Below are 21610 nucleotides of genomic sequence, written 5' to 3'. Positions count from 1 at the left end.
GCCACCCGCGTAGACACCCTTGGAGGCAACGCGGCGGAAGGCTGTCCGGCCTAACGTGATCCCAAAAAGAATTTGGACCAGATCATGTAAGGCCATGACGGCTTTCGACGTTTACGGCCCCAGGCACCTCGCCGGCCGCGAACGCTCCAGAACAACGCGAAAGGAAATGCCATGAGCGATACTTACGAGCTCAAGGCCGAAGCGCGCGAACAGGTCGGTAAGGGGTCCGCCCGTGCAGTTCGCCGCAACGGTAAAGTGCCTGCAGTAATTTACGGCGACAAGCAGCCTCCCCTGGCGATTGCGCTGACCTACAAGGACATCTACTACAAGATCCATGGCGGGGGGTTCCTGACCACGATCGCCACGATCGATGTCGACGGCAAGAAGATCCAGGTCCTGCCCAAGGACTACCAGCTTGACCCGGTCAGGGATTTCCCGGTCCATGTCGACTTCCTGCGCATCGGCAAGGACACCGAAGTCAATGTCGACGTGCCGGTCCACTTCATCAACGAGGACAAGTCGCCCGGCATCAAGCGCGGCGGCGTGCTCAACATCGTGCGTCATGAAGTCGAGTTCCACTGCCCGGCCAATGCGATTCCGGAATTCATCACCGTCGATCTCACCGGCACCGATATCGGCGATTCGATCCACATCTCGGCGGTCAAGCTGCCGGCCGGCGTCAAGCCGGTGATCTCCGACCGCGACTTCACCGTCGCGACCATTGCCGGCTCCGCGGCGATGAAGCCGGAGGCCGAAGAGACGGTCGAAGCGGCTGAACCCGAAGCGGCTCCTGCCGAAGAAGAGAAGTAATCCCTTTCCGCCCGGAGGTGACGATGCTGCTGTTTGCAGGCCTCGGCAATCCGGGCGCGAAATACGCCAACAACCGGCACAATGTCGGCTTCATGGCGGCGGACGCAATCGCCAGCCGCCACGCTTTTTCGCCCTGGTCGAAGAAGTTCCAGGGGCTGATCGCCGAAGGTACGCTTGCCGGCGAAAAGGTCATCCTGATCAAGCCGCAGACCTTCATGAACAATTCAGGCCAGTCGATCGGCGAAGCGCTGCGCTTTTATAAGCTCACTCCCTCGGCGCTCACCGTCTTCTATGACGAGATCGACCTCGCCGACGGTAAGGTCCGCGTCAAGACCGGCGGCGGCGCCGGCGGTCACAACGGCATCCGATCGATCGACGGCCATGTCGGCAACGCTTACCGCCGCGTGCGCATCGGCGTCGGCCATCCCGGCGTCAAGGAATTCGTCCAGCATCATGTGCTTGGCGATTTCGCCAGGGCCGATCGCGAATGGCTGGAGCCGCTGCTCGACGCCATCGGTGATCATGCCGACTTGATCGTGAGGGGTGATGAGCCCGGCTTCATGAACAAGGTCAGTGTTGCCGTCCAGCGAAAGACCGGCGTCGCGCCCGAGCCGGAAAAGCCCTGGCAAAAACAACAGGGTGCAAAACAGCAGAGCCACGTCCGTCAGGCGCGGCCGCAGCAGCCGGCAGTCAAGCTGCCCGAAACCGGCCCGATGGCCGCCATGCTGAAGAAGCTGTTTGGCGGCAAGGATTGAGCTTCGGCGCGAACGGAGCCGAAGGGGTTGACGTTCGTCACCCCTTTCGCCCATAGCCCTCATCAAATTCGATTTCCCGATAGGACTGGATAAAATGGGTTTCAAATGCGGCATCGTTGGCTTGCCCAACGTCGGCAAGTCGACGCTTTTCAACGCGCTGACCAGGACGGCGGCGGCGCAGGCCGCCAACTATCCGTTCTGCACCATCGAACCGAACACCGGCGAGGTGGCGGTGCCGGACCCGCGCCTGCAGAAGATCGCGGCGATCGGCAAGTCCAAGGAGATCATCCCGACCCGCATCTCCTTCGTCGACATCGCCGGCCTGGTGCGCGGCGCCTCGAAAGGCGAAGGGCTGGGCAACCAGTTCCTGGCCAATATCCGCGAGGTCGACGCCATCGTCCACGTGCTGCGCTGCTTCGAGGATGACGACATCACCCATGTCGAAGGCCGCATCGATCCCGTTGCCGACGCCGAGACCGTCGAGACCGAGCTGATGCTTGCCGACCTCGACAGCCTCGAGCGTCGCATCGTGCAGTTCCGCAAGCGCGCTTCCGGCAAGGACAAGGAGGCGCTGACCGTGCTGCCGATGATGGAAGCCGCTCTCGAACTCCTGCAGGCCGGCAAGCCCGCCCGCATCCTGCTCAAAGGTATCTCCGCGGAGGATCTGCGCATCCTGCAGGGGCTGAACCTGCTGACATCGCACCCCGTGCTCTATGTCTGCAATGTCGCCGAAGCCGATGCCGCCACCGGCAATGCACACACCAAGGCGGTCGAACAGATGGCTGCCGCGCAAGGCGCCCGCACCGTGGTGATTTCCGCGGCGATCGAAGCCGAGGTCGCGCAGCTCAGCGACGAAGAGGAAATGGAATTCCTCGCGACGCTGGGCCTCGAGGAGCCTGGCTTGAACAAGGTGATCCGCGCCGGCTACGAGCTGCTGCAGCTCATCACCTATTTCACCGTCGGGCCGAAGGAGACACGCGCCTGGACCGTGCACAAGGGCGCCAAGGCGCCGCAGGCTGCAGGCGTCATTCACACCGATTTCGAGCGCGGCTTCATCCGCGCCCAGACCATCGCCTACAACGACTTCGTCACGCTGGGCGGCGAAGTGGCGGCCAAGGAGGCCGGCAAGGCACGCGACGAAGGCAAGGAGTATGTCGTCCAGGACGGCGACATCATGCTGTTCAAGTTCAACACCTGAGCTGACCGACGGCACGCCGGAAGCCATCACGGCCGCCGCTGCGATCAGCCTCGTGCACGCCGCACGGCCGTTTCCGCGCGGCTTGACTGCCCGCAATGCCCGGTCTAAGGGGCGTCTGCACCGGCCCGTGCTTTCGTCGAAAGCGCCTGTCCCGTGCAATCCGAAACGACGCGCCCGCTCGAACCATCCTTTTGGCCTCAGCAAGGGAGACCCGGTGATGATCAAGGCATTCGTCGTGGACAATGATCGCCTGCGCCTCGCCGACGATCTCTTGGCAAACAGCGACAAGGTCGTCTGGGCCGATCTTCTGAACCCGACAAAGGAAGAGGAAGCGGCCATCGAGGCCTGGCTCGGTGTTGCCATTCCGACGCGCGAGGAGATGGAGGAGATCGAGATTTCCAGCCGCCTTTACGTCGAGGACGGCGCCTATTTCATGACCGCCATTCTGCCGGCCCAGACCGAGGCCGACGATCCCCTGATGTCGCCGGTCACCTTCGTGCTGGCCGGCAACAGGCTGATCACCGTGCGCTATCACGAACCGAAGGCCTTCAAGACGTTTCCGCTGCGCGCCGAGAAGGTGGCGACCGGCTGCACCAGCGGCGACACCATCCTGATCGGCCTGCTGGAGGCGATCGTAGACCGCCTCGCCGACATTCTGGAGCGCGCCGGCCGCGACATCGAGACGATCTCGCGCGACATCTTCGAGGCACGCTCGACCAAGGTTTCCAAGCGCAACCGCGACTTCCAGGAATTGCTCAAGGCGATCGGCCGCAAGGAGGACATCGCCTCCTCGATCCGCGACAGCCTGATTTCACTGCAGCGGCTCGCCGGTTTTCTCGCCCACGCCTCGACCCAGACCAAGATGAGCAAGGACATCCGCGCGCGCATCAAGACCTTGTCGCGCGATGTGCTGTCGCTCGCCGACCACGCCACCTTCCTGTCACAGAAGATCAACTTCCTGCTCGACGCGACGCTCGGCATGATCTCGATCGAGCAGAACGCCATCATCAAGATCTTCTCCGTCGCCGCAGTCATCTTCCTGCCGCCGACGCTGGTCGCTTCGATCTACGGCATGAATTTCGACATCATGCCCGAGCTCAAATGGCAGCTCGGCTATCCCTTCGCCATCGGCTTGATGATCGTGTCGGCGATCCTGCCTTTCTGGTATTTCCGCCGCCGTGGCTGGTTGTAGCTTCTATTCCGTTGGGCGCGATGGCCTGGCGCACCAGAAATTACTTGACCAAATTGGCCCCTGCCTGCATCCGGGAACCCTGATCCGTGGCGATCGTACAAACTTGAACCGGATTCCAGACCATGACCGGAAAGATTTGGGCCTATGAGGATTTCGTCGAGGGCGCCTCGCTCGACCTCGGGACGAAGCTGGTGAGTGCGGCCGAGATCATCGAATTCGCGCAAGAGTTCGATGCGCAGCCGATGCATCTCGACGAGGCGGCGGGCAAGGCCAGCATCCTTGGCGGGCTGGCGGCCTCCGGCTGGCACACTTGCGCGATGTTCATGCGTATGCTGTGCGACGCCTTCCTGCTGGACTCGACCTCGCAAGGCGCCCCCGGCGTCGACCAGGTTCGGTGGAAGAAGCCGGTTCTGGCCGGCGACATCTTGACCGGCAACACCACCGTCCTTGCCAAGCGCCTGTCCAGGTCCAAGCCTCAGCTTGGTCTCGTCACCCTGCGCAGCGAGCTTTTCAACCAGCGTGGCGAAGGCGTCTTCGAACTCGAGAACACGGTGATGTTCCTGACCCGTGGGGCCAGCGCGTGAGCCTCGACGAGTTCTTCTGCATCGGCGTCACCGTCACGCTCGGTTCGCATACATTCGAACCCGAGGCGATCAAGGCGTTCGCCAGGAAATACGATCCGCAGATATTCCATCTCGACGAAGAGGCGGCGAAGAAGACCGTATTCGGCGGCCTGTGCGCCTCGGGCTGGCACACAGCTGCAACCTGGATGAAATTGAACCTCGAGACCGGCGTGGAAGCCGGGGGCGTCCGCTGGGTCGGCGCAGGACCCGCACCCGAATTCGGCCCCTCGCCCGGTTTCAAGAACCTCAAATGGCTGAAGCCCGTCTATGCCGGAGAAACCGTGACATTCACCCGCACAGCGCTTGCCCACCGCCCCATCATGTCACGGCCGGGCTGGCGGCTGCTCACGCTTCGCTCGGAGGCCTTCGATTCGACCGGCGACAGGGTCATCGAGTTCGAAAGCGCCGTGCTGGTCAAGGTGGGATAGGATAGTCTCTTCCTTCTCCCCTTGTGGGAGAAGGTGGCCGAGCGAAGCTCGGTCGGATGAGGGGTGCTCCAGCTTGGCACTGCGGCACTCCGTCCAACACCCCTCTTCCGTCTCGGCGCTGCGCGCCGATCCACCTTCTCCCACAAGGGGAGAAGGCAGAACACTCTCTCAATGCCCTTCGAATCCGATCAGCGTCCTGACCGGCACGCCGAGGGCCTCCAGCTTCTGACGGCCGCCGAGGTCCGGCAGGTCGATGACGAAGCAGGCGGCGAGAATGTCGGCGCCGATCTGCCGCAACAGCTGGACCGCCGCCGCCGCCGTGCCGCCGGTGGCGATCAGGTCGTCGACCAGGATCACCTTCTCACCCGGAGATACGCCATCCCTGTGCATCTCCATCTCGTCCAGCCCGTATTCGAGGCTGTAGGCGACGCGCACCGTCTCGTAAGGCAGCTTGCCCTTCTTGCGGATCGGCACGAAGCCGGCCGAAAGCTGATGGGCGACGGCGCCGCCAAGGATGAAGCCGCGCGCCTCGATGCCGGCGATCTTGTCGACTTTCTGGCCGGCATAGGGATGCACCAGCTCGTCGATGGCGCGGCGGAAGGCGCGCGCATTGCTTAGCAGCGTGGTGATGTCGCGAAACAGGATGCCCGGCTTGGGATAGTCCGGAATGGTGCGGATCGCGGCAAGCAGCGTGTCTTCGAGCGAAGGTTTCATGGGCGGCTCTCTGGGGCATTCGTCCGATTCGACTTGAAGACCTGAAAAGGAACTCCGGCCGATCGTAACCCGGCGCGGCCGGCGACGGCTACCGCGATGTGACGCCTGGAATAAAATTGTCCCGGCAAAGGACCGAGCCGGCGGTCTTCGGAGGCAGTGTTCGGAAATGCAAAAGGGCGCCCTTCGACGCCCTTTGCGTAACTCAGTGCGCCACGCCGGCCCACACCTTGCGCTTGGTTAGATAGACCAGCGCGCCGAACAGCAACAGGAAGACCAGCACGCGAAAGCCGGTCTTCTTGCGGGCTTCCAGATGCGGCTCGGCCGCCCACATCAGGAAGGCCGACACGTCGCGGGAATACTGGTCGACCGTCTGCGGCGCGCCGTCGTCATAGGTCACCTGGTCGTCGGAGAGCGGGTTGGGCATCTTCAGCGACACGCCGGCAATGAAGTACGGATTGTAGTGCGTGCCTTCCGGTATCTCCATGCCCGCCGGCGGCTGCTCATCATAGCCGGTCAGCAGCGAGTGGATATAGTCGGGACCGCCCTGGGCGTATTGCGTGAAGATGTCGAAGACGAAACGCGGAAAGCCGCGCTCGACGCCACGCGCCTTGGCCAGCAGCGACATGTCGGGCGGGGCAGCCCCGCCATTGGCGGCCGCTGCTGCCTGATCGTTGGGGAACGGCGCCGGGAAATAGTCGGACGGTATGCCGGGACGATCGAACATGTCGCCGGCATCGTTGGGACCATCATTGATCGTGTACTCGGCAGCCAGCGCCTTGACCTGCGCTTCCGAATAGCCAAGATCTTCCAGGGTGCGGAACGCCACCAATTTCATCGAATGGCAGGCCGCGCAGACTTCCTTGTAGACCTTCAGCCCGCGCTGCAACTGCGCCTTGTCGTAGGTGCCGAACGGCCCGGCGAAGCTCCAGTCCATCTCCTTCGGCTCGTGTATCGGGAAATGCGTCGGCGCGGCTTCGTTGTGCGCCTCCTCCTGGGCGGTGGCCCCGGTGGTCGCGGCGCCAGTGCCTGCCAACACAAGGCCGAGCAGCGCCAGCGAGGTGAGAATCTTCTTCATGCCAAATCCCCTTGAGATTCTCTGCCGCGCCGTCGTCTCGAGCATGATCTTTTCCGAAAACCGGTCTCCACTTTTCGGCAACATGCTCAGCTCTTGGTTTCCGGTGCGGCTGTCGCGCGAGCCGGATGTCCGCCACCGCCACCCTTGTTTTTCTCGAGCACCGCCTCGGTGATCGAATTCGGCAACCGCCGCGGGGTCTCGATCAGGCCGAGCACCGGCAGCACGACCACGAAGAAGGCGAAGTAGAACAATGTCGCCATCTGCGCCATGAAGACATAGCTGCCTTCGGCCGGCTGCGAACCCAGCCAGCCAAGCAGGACGGCATCGATCACGAACAGCCAGAAGAACAGCTTGTACCAGGGCCGGTAGACCGCCGAGCGCACCTTCGAGGTGTCGAGCCACGGCACCAGGAACAGCATGGCGATGGAGCCGAACATCGCGAGCACGCCGCCGAGCTTGGAGTTGATCGGCCCGATATTGAAGGTTATGGCGCGCAGGATCGCGTAGAACGGCAGGAAGTACCATTCCGGCACGATATGGGCAGGCGTCTTCAGCGGGTCGGCGACTACGTAGTTGTCCGGATGGCCGAGGAAGTTCGGCAGGTAGAAGACGAAATAGGCGAAGATGAACAGGAACACGAGCATCCCGAACGCGTCCTTGATGGTCGCGTAAGGGGTGAAGGCGACGGTATCGGTCTTCGACTTGACCTCGATGCCGGTCGGGTTCGACTGGCCGACCACATGCAGCGCCCATATATGCAGCACGACGACGCCGGCGATCATGAACGGCAGAAGATAGTGCAGTGAAAAGAAGCGGTTCAGCGTCGGGTTGTCGACGGCGTAGCCGCCGAGCAAAAGCTGCTGGATCCAGTCGCCGACCAGCGGGATGGCGCTGAAGAAGCCGGTGATGACGGTGGCGCCCCAGAACGACATCTGCCCCCAGGGCAGGACATAGCCCATGAAGCCTGTCGCCATCATCAGGAGGTAGATGATGCAGCCGAGGATCCACAGAAGCTCGCGCGGCGCCTTGTAGGAACCGTAGTAGAGGCCGCGGAAGATGTGGATGTAGACCGCGACGAAGAAGAACGATGCGCCGTTCGAATGCATGTAGCGCAACAGCCAGCCCGAATTCACGTCGCGCATGATCTTTTCGACCGAATCGAAGGCGAGAGTGCTGTCCGCCGCATAATGCATGGCCAGCACGATGCCGGTCAGCATCTGCGCCGCCAGCATGAGCGCCAGGATGCCGCCGAAGGTCCACGCATAGTTGAGGTTCCGCGGCACCGGATAGGCGACGAAGCTGTCATAGACCAGCCGCGGCAACGGCATGCGGGCGTCGAACCAGCGTCCGATACCGGTCTTGGGCGTATAGGTCGAGTGTCCCTCGCTCATCGAAATATCCCTTAGCCTTAGCCGATACGGATCTTGGTGTCGGAAATGAACTGGAACACCGGCACCGTCATGTTCTCCGGCGCCGGCCCGCCGCGGACGCGGCCGGCGGTGTCGTATACCGAGCCGTGGCACGGGCAGAACCAGCCGCCGAACTCGCCTTCCTGGCCGAGCGGAATGCAGCCGAGATGGGTGCAGACCTGAACCATCACCATCCAGGCCTCCTTGCCGGGCATGGTGCGGTTTGCGTCGGTTGCCGGCGCTTCGGCCGGCAGATTGGCGTTGCGGGCGAGCGGATCCTTGAGCTGGGCCAGATTGACCGCCTCGCCGTCCTTCATCTCTTGTTCGGTGCGGTTGCGCACCACAACCGGCTTGCCGCGCCATTTCACGACAAGCGACATCCCCGGCGTCAGCGAGGAGACGTCGACCTCGACCGAGGCCAGCGCCAGCGTCGAGGCATCCGGGCGCATCTGGTCGATGAACGGCCAGGCGACGGCACCCGCGCCGACCACCGCGGCCATGCCGGTGGCGACGTAGAGAAAATCACGACGGTTGGGATCCTGGATGTCGGTTGCGCTCACGGGTGCCTGATCCTTTCGCCTCTTCCGTGCCGGTGGCCGAGGCTTGTTCCCCGCTCTTTCACGCCAACCCGACAGCGCATGGCGAACAGGCTAGCGAATTCCTCCGGCAATTGGCCTTCGGTTTATGCGTGAAGCCCGTTTTTGTCCAGACGGGTGAAGGCACAAGGGCAGATTGTCGCGGGGACGCAATTCGACGTCGGGCGGCGTGGCGACGAAGACGGCGAAACCACAGGAAAACAATGGCAAAACCGGCGCCCGCGTTTGCCTCGACAGGAGCCCCGGCCTCGGTCTATCCTGGCTCATGGCGCATGTCATCGACCGCGACAAATGGGCCAAAGCGACCGACCGCTGGCCCGACCATTGGCAAGGCGAACTGCAGTGCGGCGCCTACGGCTCCAAAAGCTGCCTGATCTTCAACTATCTGCCGGAGATCGGCGGCGGCCCGCGGCTGCACATGCATCCCTATTGCGAGATTTTCATCATCCGCACTGGCACCGGGCTGTTCACTGTCGGCGACCGGCAGATCGAGGCGTCGGCCGGCCAGATCCTGATCGTGCCGCCGAACACGCCGCACAAATTCACCAATCTCGGCCCAGGCCCGCTGGAGACGATCGACATCCACGAAAACGGCAGCTTCGTCACCGAGTGGCTGGAGTAGATCATGATCCCGAAGGTCCGCGTCAGCGAAAAGTGGAACCGGTTTTCGGAATAGATCGGGGGGGTCAACTGTGGTGAAAATCTGACGCTGGGGTGCCGCCTCAGCTCGTAGCGAACAACGCGCCACCCCGGGAAATGTCGTCTCAGTCGAGGCTGGCCGGCGACGAGAACGGCTGATTGGCGTCGACCACGAAGATGGCCAGCTCATCGAGATCGGTTGTGCCGGCGCTGAACACCTCCATCGGCGTGTTGGGCCCGTGTCCGGTCATGGCCGTGCCGACTTCGGCGTAGGTTACGCCGTGGGGCGTTCTCTGGCCGAGCTTGCCGGCCAGCACGTAGAAGGCCTCCGGTCCAGGATGCGTATGGATCGGCGTCTTGGCACCGGGCGCTCCGCCGGCGCGGTTGACGCGCAGCAAATACTCGCTGGCGCTGATCGGCGGAAGGGGTCCGATCTCGACGACCTTGGCTCCGCCGGGCGTCGAGCCATCCTTCGGTCCAAGCGTGAACAGCCAGACCTTGCCCGCGACCTCCGCCGCAAGCGAGGTCGGGCCCGCAGCGCTCTGGGCCTGCGCCAGCGTTGGGAAATTTTCCAGCCGCCAGTACAACGGTCCGGAGGGCAGTTCCTTCAGCTTTTTCTCAACCACCGGCTCGACGGCGAATTTGCTGTCTGCGGGCATTGAGGCTGACGTCATCAGCCCGAAAGCACACAGTGAGAACAGAAGCACGCCAGAACGGCGCGCTCTGAGGGATCGCAGGTTCATGGTTGGTCCTCCTTTGCATGGTAGCCCCTCGACCAAAACATTAGCTGCTAGTAAGATAGCATCTGTGCCGCCTTACGGCACGACCAAATTCCGGGCTACCCCGAGAGCGCCTGCCGCCAAAGAAGTCGGATCGCACGAAGGTCTGCTTGTGGCGCGACCGCGCCGGCCGGGGCATCAGCTCGGATTGTACGGCGATGGAGCGTTCTACGTCTCAATCGGGCGGAGAGCGGTCCGGCAGCTTCGGGCTGCGAATATTCAAGAGCGGACATTCAGGTTGGTGTGGGTATCGTCGTGACCTGACCCCTTTTGAGTGCGGGAACGTCGGCAATCGGGCCGACTTGCGCCAAAGTGCGCTCGCACCTGAACTTCTGGAATGGTTTCAACACCGGCATCTATTTCGCGCCGAGCCTGGCCAGCACGGCCTTGGGAATATTGTATTCCCGGATCACTGCGTCGTGCTTGCGCAAGCCGCACAATTCGCGCTGGATGAAATAGCCGTGGACGGCCTCCGCCGCGTCCTTGAGCAGCCGGGCACGTTGTTCGCCGTCATCGCTATGCTCACGCAGCTTCGTCAGCGTTTCATCAACGCGCCGGCCGGCGCGGCCGAGCGCCGCCGCCTTTTCGCCGAGGATTTCATGGCCGAGCAGGTCGAGCGCGCTCTCTTGCGCTCCCGACCGTCCGAAATTCGATGGCATTCGCACCGACATGGTCCACTCCGGTTCTTGCTGAAATCCTGGCCCTATTCCGCCGGCCGCGTCTCCTCGAGCACGCTCTCCTCGTTGAACAGGAAGCCGCCGGACTGCCGCTTCCACAGCCGCGCATAGAGCCCGTCGAGCGCCACCAGTTCGTCATGCGTGCCTTGTTCGACGATACGGCCGCCGTCGAGCACCACCAGGCGATCGAGTGCCGCGATGGTCGACAGCCGGTGCGCGATGGCGATGACCGTCTTGTTCTCCATCAGCCTCGCCAGATTTTCCTGGATGGCCGCCTCGATGTCGGAATCGAGCGCCGACGTCGCCTCGTCGAGTATCAGGATCGGCGCGTCCTTGAGGAAGACGCGGGCGATCGCCACGCGCTGGCGCTGGCCGCCAGACAATTTCACGCCGCGCTCGCCGACAAAGGCCTCATAGCCCTGGCGATCACGATTGTCGCGCAAGTCGAGGATGAAGTCGTGCGCCTCGGCCTTCTTCGCGGCCGCGATCACCTCGGCGTCGGTCGCTTCCGGCATGCCGAGCTTGATGTTGTCGCGAAGCGAGCGATGGAACAGTGCGGTATCCTGGCTGACGACGCCGATATTGGCGCGCAGCGAATCCTGCGTCACCTTTGAAACATCCTGGCCGTCGATGGTGATCTTTCCGGCCTCGAGGTCGTAGAGGCGCAGGATCAGATTGGCGAGCGTCGTCTTGCCGGCGCCGGATGGCCCGACCAGTCCGACCTTCTCGCCCGGCCGCACGACGAGGTCGATGCCGTTGAGCACGCCGAACCCCTTGCCATAGTGGAACTCGACCTTCTTCACGTCGATCCGGCCGCCGGTCACGACAAGCTCCCTGGCGTCGGGTGCGTCGGTCAAGCCGAGCGGCTGCGAGATCAGCGCCTTGGAGTTTTCCAGCACGCCGAGATTCCGCAGGATGCTATTGAGCTGCATCATCAGCCGGCCGAGCAGCATGTTGAGTCGCAACACCAGCGATAGCGTGAAGGCGACGGCGCCGACTGTGATCGAGCCTTCGACCCAGAGATAGACCGCAAAACAGGCGATCGCGGTGATCATGATCCCCGACAGCGTCGTCAGCGCCATGCGCACGCCGGTCAGTCGGCGGGTGAACGGCCGCAGCGCCTCGAGATAGATATCGAAGCCGCTCCTGATGTAACGGTCGTCGCCATCGGCCGAGAACAGCTTCAGCGTCTGCACGTTCGAATAGGAATCGACGAAGCGGCCGGTGATCATCGAACCGGCCTCGGCGGTTTGCTCGGCATGCTTGCGGATCTCCGGCAGATATTGCTTGGCCAGCCAGCCGAAGGCGGTGATCCAGATCACCACCAGCACCGCCAGCCGCAAGTCGAGGCCGGCGACCAGGACCAGTGTCGTCACCGTGTAGACGACCATGAACCAGACGACCTCGATGAAGCTTTCCATCAAATCGCCGGTCGCCTGCCCTGCCTGCCAGACCTTTGTGGCGATGCGGCCGGCGAAATCGTTCTGGAAAAAGGCGTAGGATTGGCGCGAGACATGGCGGTGCGCCTGCCAGCGCACCAGATTGTAGAAGCCGGGGGTGATCGTCTGCTCGTCGACCAATGCCGCCAGGCCGACGACGATGGTGCGGACGAACAGCACCACGGCGGCCATGAAGACAAGTTCGGGACCGGCGGCAGTCCACAGCGCGTCCCAGCTGCGCTCGCCGGGGAGCTGGTCGAGAATGTCGACCAGCCTGCCGACGAAGTAGAACAGTCCGGCCTCGACCAGCGGCGCGATACCGCCGATGACCAGCATGGCGAAGAAGGCGACCTTCGCCTGGCCGACATAGTGCCAGAGGAAACCGCTGACGCTGATCGGTGGCCGAAGGTCCGCGGGCTCCCTGAACGGATAGACCCAGTTCTCGAACCAGCGATAGACGGCAATCATCATTCGGCGGCCATCATTCTGCTGCCCTCATTCTGCTGCCATCATTCTGCTGCTTGACCCTTGACGATAGCATCGTTGGCGGCGGCACCGTCGTCGAGCAGGAAGCCGCCCGACTGGCGCTGCCAAAGCTGCGCATAGAGTCCGCCGCCGGCAACGAGTTCCTCATGCGAACCTTCCTCGATGACACGGCCCTTATCCATCACGACGAGCCGGTCCATCGCCGCGATGGTCGAGAGCCGGTGCGCGATCGCGATGACGGTCTTGCCTTGCATGAGCTTGTAGAGGTTCTCCTGGATCGCCGCTTCGGCCTCCGAATCGAGCGCAGACGTCGCCTCGTCGAGAATGAGAATCGGCGCGTCCTTCAGCATAACGCGGGCAATGGCAATGCGTTGCCGCTGGCCGCCGGACAATTTGACGCCGCGATCGCCGACATGCGCATCGAAACCCGTGCGGCCACTGGCGTCCGAAAGCCTTGATATGAAATCAAGCGCCTCGGCGCGGCGAGCTGCCTCGACCAGCATCTCGTCGCTGGCGTCCGGTCGGCCATAAAGGATGTTCTCGCGCACCGAACGATGCAGCAGCGAGGTATCCTGCGTGACCATGCCGATCTGGGCGCGCAGCGAATCCTGCGTCACCGCCGCGATTTCCTGGCCGTCGATCAGGATCTTGCCGCTCTCTAGATCGTAGAAGCGCAAGAGAAGGTTGACGAGCGTCGACTTGCCGGCGCCCGAGCGGCCGACGATGCCGACCTTTTCGCCCGGCTTCACCGTCAGCGACAGGCTTTCGATCACGCCCTTCTGTTTGCCGTAGTGGAAGCGGATGTCCTCGAAACGGATCTCGCCCTTGGTCACGGCAATATCCTTGGCCCCAGGCCTGTCTTCGACGAGGCGCGGCAGCGAGATCGAACTGATGCCGTCCTGCACCGTGCCGATATTCTCGAACAGGGTGGACATCTCCCACATGATCCATTGCGACATGCCCCACAGCCGAAGCACGAGGCCGATGACCAGGGCGACGGCGCCGATCGTCACCGCCTGGCCGAGCCACAGCCACAGCGAGATCGCGGTGACCGAAAACAACAGCAGCGAATTCAGGATGTAGAGCAGGCCGTAGAGCTGCGTCACCAGCCGCATCGACCGGTAAACGGTATCGAGAAAGCCGGCCATGCCTTCCCGGGCGAAGGACGCCTCGCGCCGCGCATGCGAGAACAGCTTGACCGTCTGGATGTTGGAGTAGCTGTCGACGACGCGGCCGGTCATGGTCGAGCGCGCATTGGCCTGCTCCTCGCCGACCTTGCCCAATCGCGGGATGAAATAGCGCAAGAGCAGGATATAGCCGGCAAGCCAGACGGCAAGCGGTGCCGCCAGCCGCCAGTCGGCCGAGCCGACAATGAACAGCATCCCGACGAAATAGACCACGACATAGTTGAGCACGTCGATGAGCTTGATTACGCATTCGCGCACGGCGAGCGCCGTTTGCATCAGCTTGGTCGCGATGCGTCCGGCGAACTCGTCCTGATAGAAGGCCATCGACTGCTTGAGCAGGTAGCGATGCACCTGCCAGCGGATACGCATCGGATAGTTGCCCATCAGCGTCTGCTGGTTGAGGAGCGCATGGAACCAGACCGTCACCGGCAGCGCGAAAACCACGATGAAAGCCATGCCGGCGAGCTTCCAGCCCTCGGTCTGCAGGAATGTCTCGCGATTCTGCGCCGACAGCCAGTCGACGATCCGGCCCATGAAGCCGAACATCCAAACCTCGGCAAGGGCGATAGCCGTCACCAGCATCGCATCGACAGCGATGTAGGGCCAGGCGCCGCGCGTATAGTGCACGCAGAAGGCGATCAGCGTCTTCGGCGGCTCGACCGGCTCCTCGGCAGGGAACGGATCGAGCCTTGTTTCAAACCAGCGGAACATTGTCTTGGTACTCATATGCTTGTTTTCGCTCACACGGCGCGGAGCGCGTGGCATCCTTGGGGCGCGTAGCGTCCTGGGATCGCGTGGCGGCAAGGGCCGGCGTCCCGGAATCACTCGGGCCGCCGGTCCTGCTTCGCGCAATATAGGATGTCGCGGGCTTTTCGCCGACAGGCTCGCTTGACGATCCTGACAGTGCTGTGTCGACGACCCGGAGTTTCGCGCCGGTTTTTGCGCCGGGCCGGATCAGCCTGATGATCCGGCGCACCAGCGACGGCCGGCTGCGGTCGGGAACCGCGCGCGAAAAATCGACGTCCGGCAGCATACCGCGATGTGGGCGCCGGCGGGTCTCGGCGTGAGCCGCAGACGAATAGGTTTCGCCGATCAAAAGCGCCCATGTCGCCATCCTGCGCTCGTGCAGGCTTCTTGAACCGGGAATTTTGCAGGGATCGAACATCGGTCCGTCCTCCATGTGAAAATACGGAAAGAAGTCCGGCCTGTTCGCGGGCCAATGGCCGGCGAAAGGCAGGGATTGAACAGAGGCGTGTTCAGGCGGGGCGTTCAGCCCCTTCGACAGCTTGAAAAACATCGCAGGATTCCTTCGAAGGCCGAAAAGGGGTTTCGGCTAAGAATCGGTGCGATCGAAGTCTAAAAGGTCAGGAGAATCGTCGTACCGAAACCGCCGGCAGGCTGGTAAGCCCACAAGAGGGGCGCTGGATGTACATGATCATCATGAATTACCCCTCCATCGGTTCGGGTTGACAATGCCCGGCGTATAACCGACTTCGCAGAAAATGACCACCCGCCAGTCCAGCAATTTCCAAAACCGCGAGCCTGCTGTGGCCGATCTGCCACTTATTAGAAGGATGCGGAAATGAACAACCGTCTCCGCATCGCGCTCTACCAGCCGGATATCGCCGGCAACACCGGAACAATCCTGCGCTTCGCCGCTTGCCTCGGTCTCGGCGTCGACATCATCGAACCGGCCGGCTTCCCGCTCTCCGACCGGGCGCTGAAACGGGCCGGCATGAACTATCTCGAAATGGCGGCTCTCACCCGGCATGTCGACTGGCACGCCTTCGAGAACTGGCGCAGAGGCGAAGCGCGGCGGCTGGTGCTGCTGTCGACCAGAGCCGCGAACGCCTACACCGATTTCGCCTTCGCCGACGCCGACATTCTTTTGTTCGGCCGCGAATCCGCAGGCGTGCCGGATCCTGTCCACGAGGCGGCGGATGCGCGACTGATCATCCCGATGCAGCCGGGCGCGCGCAGCATCAACGTCGCGCTTTCCGTCGCCATGGTGGCCGGCGAAGCGATCCGGCAGCTCGGATAGGATTTGCAGACGGTCGACGGCAGCGATTATGGCCGCTTTCTGGCCGACGACCGCACCCTCTCTTGTCATTCTCACCCAGGCGCACATCGCCTTCTCCTGCGGTTTGCATGTCCAGGGTTTCTTCGTTACAAGCTCAACTTAACTTGAGGTCAAGCGGAAAATTCGAATGGCGGTGATGGAACTGACGGTCGGCCAGGTGGCTACGCGAAGCGGGGTGGCGGTATCGGCGCTGCATTTCTACGAGGCGCGCGGACTGATCCGCAGCCACCGCACATCAGGCAACCAGCGGCGCTACGGCCGCGACGTCCTGAGGCGTGTGGCGATCATCAGGATCGCGCAGGAGGTCGGCATCTCGCTGGCCGAGATCGGTGCTGCACTTGAATCGCTGCCTGAGGGCCGCACACCGACGCGCGAGGACTGGAACCTGCTTTCAACGGCCTGGCGCGACCAGCTCGATCAGAAGATTGCCCAGCTGAAGAAGCTGCGCGACGGGCTGACCGACTGCATCGGCTGCGGCTGCATGTCGATCGACAAGTGCCCGCTGCGGAACAAGGAAGACCGATTGAGCGCCCAAGGCCCAGGAGCAAGGCGGTTGTTGGTCGCTCGTTAATCTGCCGCCGGCAATCGCCTGATGGTGAACTCGATGACGTCGCCCGGCCGCTCGAACCAGCTTTCGATCTCGGTCCAGTAGGCCTGCTTGGGAAAGCGCTCGAACCACTCCTTCGCCTTAAGCCGCGCATCGGAGCGCGGCAGGACGAAGGTCTCGCGCAGGAACCCGTCGCGCGGCATACGCTCGCGCTCGACGCGCGAACGGTCGAGCCTCTTCTTCAGGCCATCCAGCGGCGGTCTTGCCGGGGTGCGCACGAAAGAACTCCATTCACACTTGACCCTTGCACCTAAGAGATTAGGGATCGCGGCCGGAAAAGACGAGTCATTTGTCGGGGTACGCGCCCCACAGCCGGAGACAGCATTTGCAACGACCCGAAATACCGGCGGGGCTGCCGGCCGACATCGAACAGAAGAAGATGAAGGCGCGGCTGTGGTTCGAGACGTTGCGCGAGCGCATCTGCGCCGCTTTCGAGCAGATCGAGCAGGACCTGCAGGGGCCGCAGGCCTCATGGTCGCCCGGCCGCTTCGAAAGGACGCCGTGGGAGCGCGACGCCGGCAAGGGCGGCGGCGGCATCATGTCGATGATGCGTGGCCGCGTCTTCGAGAAGGTCGGCGTCCACACCTCCACCGTCCATGGCGAGTTCTCGCCGGAGTTCAGGAAGCAGATGCCGGGCGCCGAGGAAGACCCGCGCTTTTGGGCGAGCGGCATTTCGCTGATCGCCCATCCGTGGAACCCCAACGTGCCGGCCGTGCACATGAACACGCGCATGGTCGTCACCTCGCGCCAGTGGTTCGGCGGCGGCGCCGACCTGACGCCGGTGCTCGACCGTCGCCGCAACCAGGAAGACCCGGACACGGTTGCCTTCCACCGGGCCATGCAATTCGCCTGCGAGAAGCACGCTGGCGTCGCCGACCACGCGAAATTCAAGGCCTGGTGCGACGAGTATTTCTATCTGCCGCACCGCAACGAACCGCGCGGCACCGGCGGCATCTTCTTCGATTGGCTGCATTCGGGTGAGGACAAAGGCGGCTGGAACGCCGATTTCAACTTCGTCCAGGATGTCGGGCGATCTTTTCTCGTCGTCTACGGACATCTGGTGCGGGCCAATTTCAACGACAACTGGACCGACGGCGACCGTGAAGAACAGCTTATTCGCCGCGGCCGCTACGTGGAATTCAACTTGCTTCACGATCGCGGCACTATCTTCGGACTGAAGACCGGCGGCAACGTCGCCTCGATCCTCTCCAGCCTGCCGCCGGTAGTGAAATGGCCGTAAAATCTCGGTGAGTTGGACGTGAGCCGCAATCAGGTCCAAATCGTTTGATTTTGGCGGCGAATGTGGCGCGCAGAATATCTTTTTCGTCTAATATCCACTTGAAAAAACAGGACTATTTTTCGATCCGGGCCGGGAAACGCCGGCGGTTCATCCTCCCCTAGAACCGCGACCCGACGCGACCGGACGGCCCATGATTGAGTGGGGCACCTTCCCAAAATGGTGCCTCTCATCTCCAGGAGAGCATGCCATGCGCAAGCTTATTATGTCGGTTGCGGCTGCTGCCGTTCTTGCCTCTGGTGGCGCTGCCTTTGCAGCGGTCAAGCACACCACGGGCACGGTCAAGACCTATGATCGAACGGCCATGAGCCTTGTTCTGGATGACGGATCTACCTTTACGCTGCCCAAGGCCTTCAAGAATCCTGGCCTGAAGGCCGGCGAAAAGATCCGCGTTTCGTGGGACATGAGCGGCAAGCACAAAATTGCCGAGGCAGTCAAGATCATGAAGTGATCGCCTGCCCGCTGGAGCAAGACGAGGTCTTGCCTCCGGGGTAGCGTAAGAGGGCGGAGCGCTGCTCCGCCTTTTCGGCCTTTGCGGCAACCAAACCCATTCGACCGTGTTATGCTGGCTCGGTCAGCGCATGACCCGAATACCGACACCCGATTTCAGACAGGGTCATGCGTCGATCAAGGTGCTGAGCTTCCGTGTCAGAGCAGATGCGGCGCTCCGATGAGGAAAAGGGAGAGATCCGATGAAGGAATTCCACTGCGGCTCGCTCGTTCCGGGTTGTGACTGGCATACGCGCGCCGACGAGGAAGCCGAGATCATGCGTCGTGCGGTCGAGCACATGCGTGAGACGCATGGCGAGACGATCATCCGCGAGACGATGATCGAAGCCATCCGTTCGCGTATCGAAAAGCCCCGCGACGCGGCCTGATTTGCCTAAGAGACTGTTTCGAAATTCGTTCTGGCGAGTCATATGGTGGTGGTTTCGAGAACCGGAGCGCAGCGGACATTTGGGTCCGTGAGCACCGGAAGCGCAGAAAACGCCATCAGATGGCCGCCAGGGTAGAGTTTCCAAACGGTCTCTAACTTTCGAGTGCTTCTGCGGCGCGCTCGAGGAGTGCGCCGCGATCCAGCGCAAAACCCGACTCGACCCACTCGTTTTCAAGGTTTTTCAAGGTTGCGCCGAGTTTCGGTCCGGGCGACGCGCCAAGCGTCGTCAGATCGGCGCCCTTGAGCGGAAAATCGGGCTTTTTCCACTTTCCGGCGAAGGCGAGCAGGCGCGAGAAGCCGCCGGCTTCGAGCAGCGCGTCATTGTCCTCGACGGCGCGGCCTCGAGCGGAAGCGAGCGACAGCCGCAAGCGATCGACAAGGCCCTGATGATCGCCACGATAGAGCCGCTTTGCGAGTTCCGCTTCGGTCGTCTTCGGCTCGACAGGCACTGTCAGCGCCCACTGCCTGAGACGGCCGGCATCGCTGACGGAGAATCTCAGCCGCTCAGCCAGCGCCTTCAGCCGCGCGGCGTCCGGCGGCACGATCGCTTCCAGCCTGAGCAGCGGGTCCGGCGTCCAGCCTAGATCCTTCTCGGCCCTGGTCAGCGCATTGATCGCATCGATGCCCCATTTCTCGCTCTCCGGCAGAACGCTGGTGAGCACGCTGGCCTGGCGCATCCACAGCAAGGCACGCGATGGATCGGGGGCCGACAGCAGCTTCTTCAGCTCGGACCAGACGCGCTCGACCGAGAGTTGGCCAAGCCCCTCCTTGAGCCGGGCGCAGGCCTTCAGCCCTTCGGCATCCGGCCGGCCGTCGCCATACCAGGCGAAGAAGCGGAAAAAGCGCAGGATGCGCAGATAATCCTCGCGGATGCGCGCCTCCGGATCGCCGATGAAACGCAGCCGGCGCGCCTCGATGTCGGCGACGCCGCCGACCAGGTCGACGATCGTCCCGTCGGCCTCGGCGTAAAGCGCGTTGATGGTGAAATCGCGCCGTTCCGCGTCGGCCTTCCAGTCGCGCCCGAACGACACCTTGGCCCTCCGTCCGTCGGTCTCGATGTCGGCGCGCAGCGTGGTCACCTCGAACGGCTTCCCGCCGGCGACAATCGTGATGGTGCCGTGCTCGATGCCGGTCGGCACGGCCTTGAAGCCCGCCGCCTCGGCGCGGCGGATGGTTTCATCAGGCACGGTCGTGGTGGCGATATCGACGTCGGCGACCGGTTGGCCGATGAGCGCATTGCGCACCGCGCCGCCGGCGACGCGCGCCTCCTCGCCGCCATCCGCCAGCGCCGCCAGCAGGCGCTGCAGGTGCTTTTCGCCGAGCCAATCGGCTTTGCCCGCGAGCGACGCCCGGCCGCTCACGTATAGAGCCTTTCATAGAGCGTGCGGATGATGCCGGCGGTGACGCCCCAGATGCGTTGTCCGTCATAGGGCATCTCGTAAAAGACCCATTCGAGGTCGTTCCACATGCGGCTGTCGCGGCCGTGGTTGGCCGGGTCCATGAGGAAGCGCAGCGGCACTTCGAAGGCGGCGTCGACCTCCTCGGAATTCAGCGCCAGTGAAAAATCCGGCCGCACTATTCCCAGCACCGGGGCGATGCGGTAGCCGCTGCCGGAGACGTAATCAGGCATGCGGCCGATGATCTCGACCCGGTCCTGGCCGAGCCCGATCTCCTCGAATGTCTCGCGCAATGCCGCCGCCTCCGGGCTCGGATCGGTTGGATCGATCGTGCCGCCGGGAAAAGCCACCTGCCCCGAATGGTTGCGCAGCTTTTCCGCCCGCTTGGTCAGCAGAACCGTGGCATCACGTCCGTGATCGACCACCGGGATCAGCACGGCGGCATCGCGCAGCGCCTTTGCGAGCTTCAAACGCGGATGGCCGGGGTTGAAGCGATGGTCGCCATAATCGTCGGCGGCATGCGCCAGCGGCTGCGCCGCGACGCGGGCGCGAAAATCCTCGGCCGAAAACGGCTCCCGCGTCACCTGGTCCATCGCGTCACCTGGTCCACCATACGCTGCCAATCATGCACTCAGCCGCTGCAGTTTTTCCGCCGGCATTATCGGATAGACCGCGCCCTTCGAGCGGACGGCAAACATCCTTCTGCCGCCGACATCGATCTCTTCGCCATGCTCGACCAGTTCGTACATGACCGGCCGCGCCACCAGCGCTTCCAGCCGCCCGCGCACCAGCACATAGGGTTTCAGGCCACCGGTCGCGTCTTCGTCGACGAAGCGTAGCGGATGGTCCGGTCCGGCCTCGACCACGTCGCCGACATTGGTGCGGAAAGTGATGACTTGGCCATCGCCGGTGCCGGAAACGTCCATCTCGACGGCGATGAAGGGCGCGTCGACGACGCGGATGCCGACCCTTTCCACCGGTGTTACAAGATAGGTCTTGCCGTCTTTGTCCTTGCGCAGCACGGAGGAAAACAGCTGCACCAGCGGCATGCGGCCGATCGGCGTACCCTGGTAGAACCAGGTGCCGTCCTCTCTGATCTCCATGTCGAGATCGCCGCAAAAGGCCGGATTCCAGCGCTCCACCGGCGCCGTCCCCTTGCCCGCGCGGGCGGCACGCGAGATCAGTGCCTCCAGTCCGCGCGCCTCGGTGGCGGCCGTCAGGCTCTCTTCACGATCGTCGGCGCGTTCTGTCATGGTCACGAAATAGTCACTGTTGTTCCGCTTGT

The 21610-nt window shown here is 63.0% G+C and carries 25 protein-coding genes; 12 read left to right on the top strand and 13 right to left on the bottom strand.

Annotation, left to right across the window (positions count from 1 at the left end; translation table 11 throughout):
• The first annotated feature begins 171 nt into the window (after positions 1-171).
• The 6 genes from EN807_RS11000 (at position 172) to EN807_RS10975 (ending at position 5006) form a co-directional block, all read left to right on the top strand.
• A complete protein-coding gene (locus EN807_RS11000) occupies positions 172-810 on the top strand; it encodes a 50S ribosomal protein L25/general stress protein Ctc (RefSeq protein WP_135934936.1) in 639 nt (212 codons plus the stop codon).
• Between the two features lie 23 nt (positions 811-833).
• Entirely contained in the window at positions 834-1565 is a 732-nt protein-coding gene (pth, locus tag EN807_RS10995; protein ID WP_135934935.1) for an aminoacyl-tRNA hydrolase, read from the top strand.
• A 94-nt stretch (positions 1566-1659) separates the two neighbouring features.
• Positions 1660-2763 (top strand): redox-regulated ATPase YchF, encoded by a 1104-nt coding sequence (ychF, locus tag EN807_RS10990; protein WP_135934934.1) that lies wholly within the window; start codon positions 1660-1662, stop codon positions 2761-2763.
• A gap of 217 nt (positions 2764-2980) precedes the next feature.
• A complete protein-coding gene (corA, locus tag EN807_RS10985) occupies positions 2981-3955 on the top strand; it encodes a magnesium/cobalt transporter CorA (RefSeq protein WP_127317480.1) in 975 nt (324 codons plus the stop codon).
• A 122-nt stretch (positions 3956-4077) separates the two neighbouring features.
• Complete coding sequence (locus tag EN807_RS10980; RefSeq protein WP_135934933.1) at positions 4078-4539, top strand: MaoC family dehydratase; 462 nt, start codon at positions 4078-4080, stop codon at positions 4537-4539.
• On the top strand, positions 4536-5006 hold the full coding sequence (locus EN807_RS10975) for a MaoC family dehydratase (RefSeq protein WP_135934932.1): 471 nt from the start codon (positions 4536-4538) through the stop codon (positions 5004-5006). Before EN807_RS10980 ends, EN807_RS10975 begins: the two co-directional genes overlap by 4 nt.
• A gap of 168 nt (positions 5007-5174) precedes the next feature.
• On the opposite strand, the gene EN807_RS10970 is transcribed toward EN807_RS10975, so the two are convergent.
• From EN807_RS10970 to petA, 4 genes are all read right to left on the bottom strand, one after another.
• Entirely contained in the window at positions 5175-5720 is a 546-nt protein-coding gene (locus EN807_RS10970) for an adenine phosphoribosyltransferase (protein WP_127317477.1), read from the bottom strand.
• A gap of 202 nt (positions 5721-5922) precedes the next feature.
• The gene (locus EN807_RS10965) at positions 5923-6795 is read right to left on the bottom strand and encodes a cytochrome c1 (RefSeq protein ID WP_135934931.1); all 873 of its coding nucleotides are present in this window, start codon (positions 6793-6795) and stop codon (positions 5923-5925) included.
• An 86-nt stretch (positions 6796-6881) separates the two neighbouring features.
• Positions 6882-8186 carry a cytochrome b N-terminal domain-containing protein gene (locus EN807_RS10960; protein ID WP_127317475.1) on the bottom strand — a complete coding sequence of 435 codons (1305 nt, stop codon included), beginning with the start codon at positions 8184-8186 and terminating at the stop codon, positions 6882-6884.
• Positions 8187-8203: 17 nt separating this feature from the next.
• Positions 8204-8764, bottom strand: a complete 561-nt coding sequence (gene petA, locus EN807_RS10955; RefSeq protein WP_135934930.1) for a ubiquinol-cytochrome c reductase iron-sulfur subunit — start codon at positions 8762-8764, stop codon at positions 8204-8206.
• A gap of 301 nt (positions 8765-9065) precedes the next feature.
• Between petA and EN807_RS10950 the strand changes: the two genes are divergently transcribed.
• A complete protein-coding gene (locus EN807_RS10950; protein WP_135935840.1) occupies positions 9066-9422 on the top strand; it encodes a cupin domain-containing protein in 357 nt (118 codons plus the stop codon).
• A gap of 142 nt (positions 9423-9564) precedes the next feature.
• On the opposite strand, the gene EN807_RS10945 is transcribed toward EN807_RS10950, so the two are convergent.
• From EN807_RS10945 to EN807_RS10925, 5 genes are all read right to left on the bottom strand, one after another.
• Entirely contained in the window at positions 9565-10182 is a 618-nt protein-coding gene (locus EN807_RS10945; RefSeq protein WP_135934929.1) for a cupin domain-containing protein, read from the bottom strand.
• A 392-nt stretch (positions 10183-10574) separates the two neighbouring features.
• Entirely contained in the window at positions 10575-10889 is a 315-nt protein-coding gene (locus EN807_RS10940; protein WP_135934928.1) for a DUF6665 family protein, read from the bottom strand.
• Positions 10890-10921: 32 nt separating this feature from the next.
• Entirely contained in the window at positions 10922-12805 is a 1884-nt protein-coding gene (locus tag EN807_RS10935) for an ABC transporter ATP-binding protein (protein ID WP_135934927.1), read from the bottom strand.
• A gap of 38 nt (positions 12806-12843) precedes the next feature.
• Positions 12844-14718, bottom strand: coding sequence for an ABC transporter ATP-binding protein (locus tag EN807_RS10930; protein WP_135935839.1), 1875 nt, complete (start codon positions 14716-14718; stop codon positions 12844-12846).
• On the bottom strand, positions 14702-15304 hold the full coding sequence (locus tag EN807_RS10925) for a hypothetical protein (RefSeq protein ID WP_189522385.1): 603 nt from the start codon (positions 15302-15304) through the stop codon (positions 14702-14704). The genes EN807_RS10930 and EN807_RS10925 overlap by 17 nt, the downstream gene beginning before the upstream one ends.
• 285 nt (positions 15305-15589) lie before the next feature.
• Between EN807_RS10925 and EN807_RS10920 the strand changes: the two genes are divergently transcribed.
• Complete coding sequence (locus tag EN807_RS10920) at positions 15590-16048, top strand: tRNA (cytidine(34)-2'-O)-methyltransferase (protein WP_135934926.1); 459 nt, start codon at positions 15590-15592, stop codon at positions 16046-16048.
• Between the two features lie 166 nt (positions 16049-16214).
• Positions 16215-16658, top strand: a complete 444-nt coding sequence (gene soxR / locus EN807_RS10915) for a redox-sensitive transcriptional activator SoxR (protein WP_135934925.1) — start codon at positions 16215-16217, stop codon at positions 16656-16658.
• On the opposite strand, the gene EN807_RS10910 is transcribed toward soxR, so the two are convergent.
• Positions 16655-16912 (bottom strand): hypothetical protein, encoded by a 258-nt coding sequence (locus EN807_RS10910; protein ID WP_135934924.1) that lies wholly within the window; start codon positions 16910-16912, stop codon positions 16655-16657. The genes soxR and EN807_RS10910 overlap by 4 nt on opposite strands.
• Positions 16913-17019: 107 nt before the next feature.
• On the opposite strand from EN807_RS10910, the gene hemF reads away from it, so the two are divergent.
• From hemF to EN807_RS10895, 3 genes are all read left to right on the top strand, one after another.
• The gene (hemF, locus tag EN807_RS10905; RefSeq protein ID WP_135934923.1) at positions 17020-17934 is read left to right on the top strand and encodes an oxygen-dependent coproporphyrinogen oxidase; all 915 of its coding nucleotides are present in this window, start codon (positions 17020-17022) and stop codon (positions 17932-17934) included.
• Positions 17935-18181: 247 nt separating this feature from the next.
• Complete coding sequence (locus EN807_RS10900) at positions 18182-18442, top strand: DUF1344 domain-containing protein (protein WP_135934922.1); 261 nt, start codon at positions 18182-18184, stop codon at positions 18440-18442.
• A gap of 241 nt (positions 18443-18683) precedes the next feature.
• The gene (locus EN807_RS10895) at positions 18684-18869 is read left to right on the top strand and encodes a DUF1059 domain-containing protein (protein ID WP_029349897.1); all 186 of its coding nucleotides are present in this window, start codon (positions 18684-18686) and stop codon (positions 18867-18869) included.
• Positions 18870-19020: 151 nt separating this feature from the next.
• Here the strand turns inward: EN807_RS10895 and EN807_RS10885 are convergent, their stop codons facing one another.
• The 3 genes from EN807_RS10885 to EN807_RS10875 are packed head-to-tail and all read right to left on the bottom strand — an operon-like array spanning position 19021 to position 21578.
• Positions 19021-20289, bottom strand: coding sequence for a CCA tRNA nucleotidyltransferase (locus EN807_RS10885; protein WP_135934920.1), 1269 nt, complete (start codon positions 20287-20289; stop codon positions 19021-19023).
• Positions 20286-20918: a CoA pyrophosphatase gene (locus tag EN807_RS10880; RefSeq protein ID WP_135934919.1), complete on the bottom strand. Its 633-nt coding sequence runs from the start codon at positions 20916-20918 to the stop codon at positions 20286-20288. The genes EN807_RS10885 and EN807_RS10880 overlap by 4 nt, the downstream gene beginning before the upstream one ends.
• A 30-nt stretch (positions 20919-20948) precedes the next feature.
• Positions 20949-21578 carry a DUF1285 domain-containing protein gene (locus tag EN807_RS10875; RefSeq protein ID WP_135935837.1) on the bottom strand — a complete coding sequence of 210 codons (630 nt, stop codon included), beginning with the start codon at positions 21576-21578 and terminating at the stop codon, positions 20949-20951.
• Between the last annotated feature and the right edge of the window lie 32 nt (positions 21579-21610).

It is taken from the genome of Mesorhizobium sp. M5C.F.Ca.ET.164.01.1.1, from assembly GCF_004792125.1.
Classification (GTDB): domain Bacteria; phylum Pseudomonadota; class Alphaproteobacteria; order Rhizobiales; family Rhizobiaceae; genus Mesorhizobium; species Mesorhizobium wenxiniae.
Note: the sequence above shows the minus strand (reverse complement) of the source record. Positions and strands in the feature narration are given on the sequence as shown.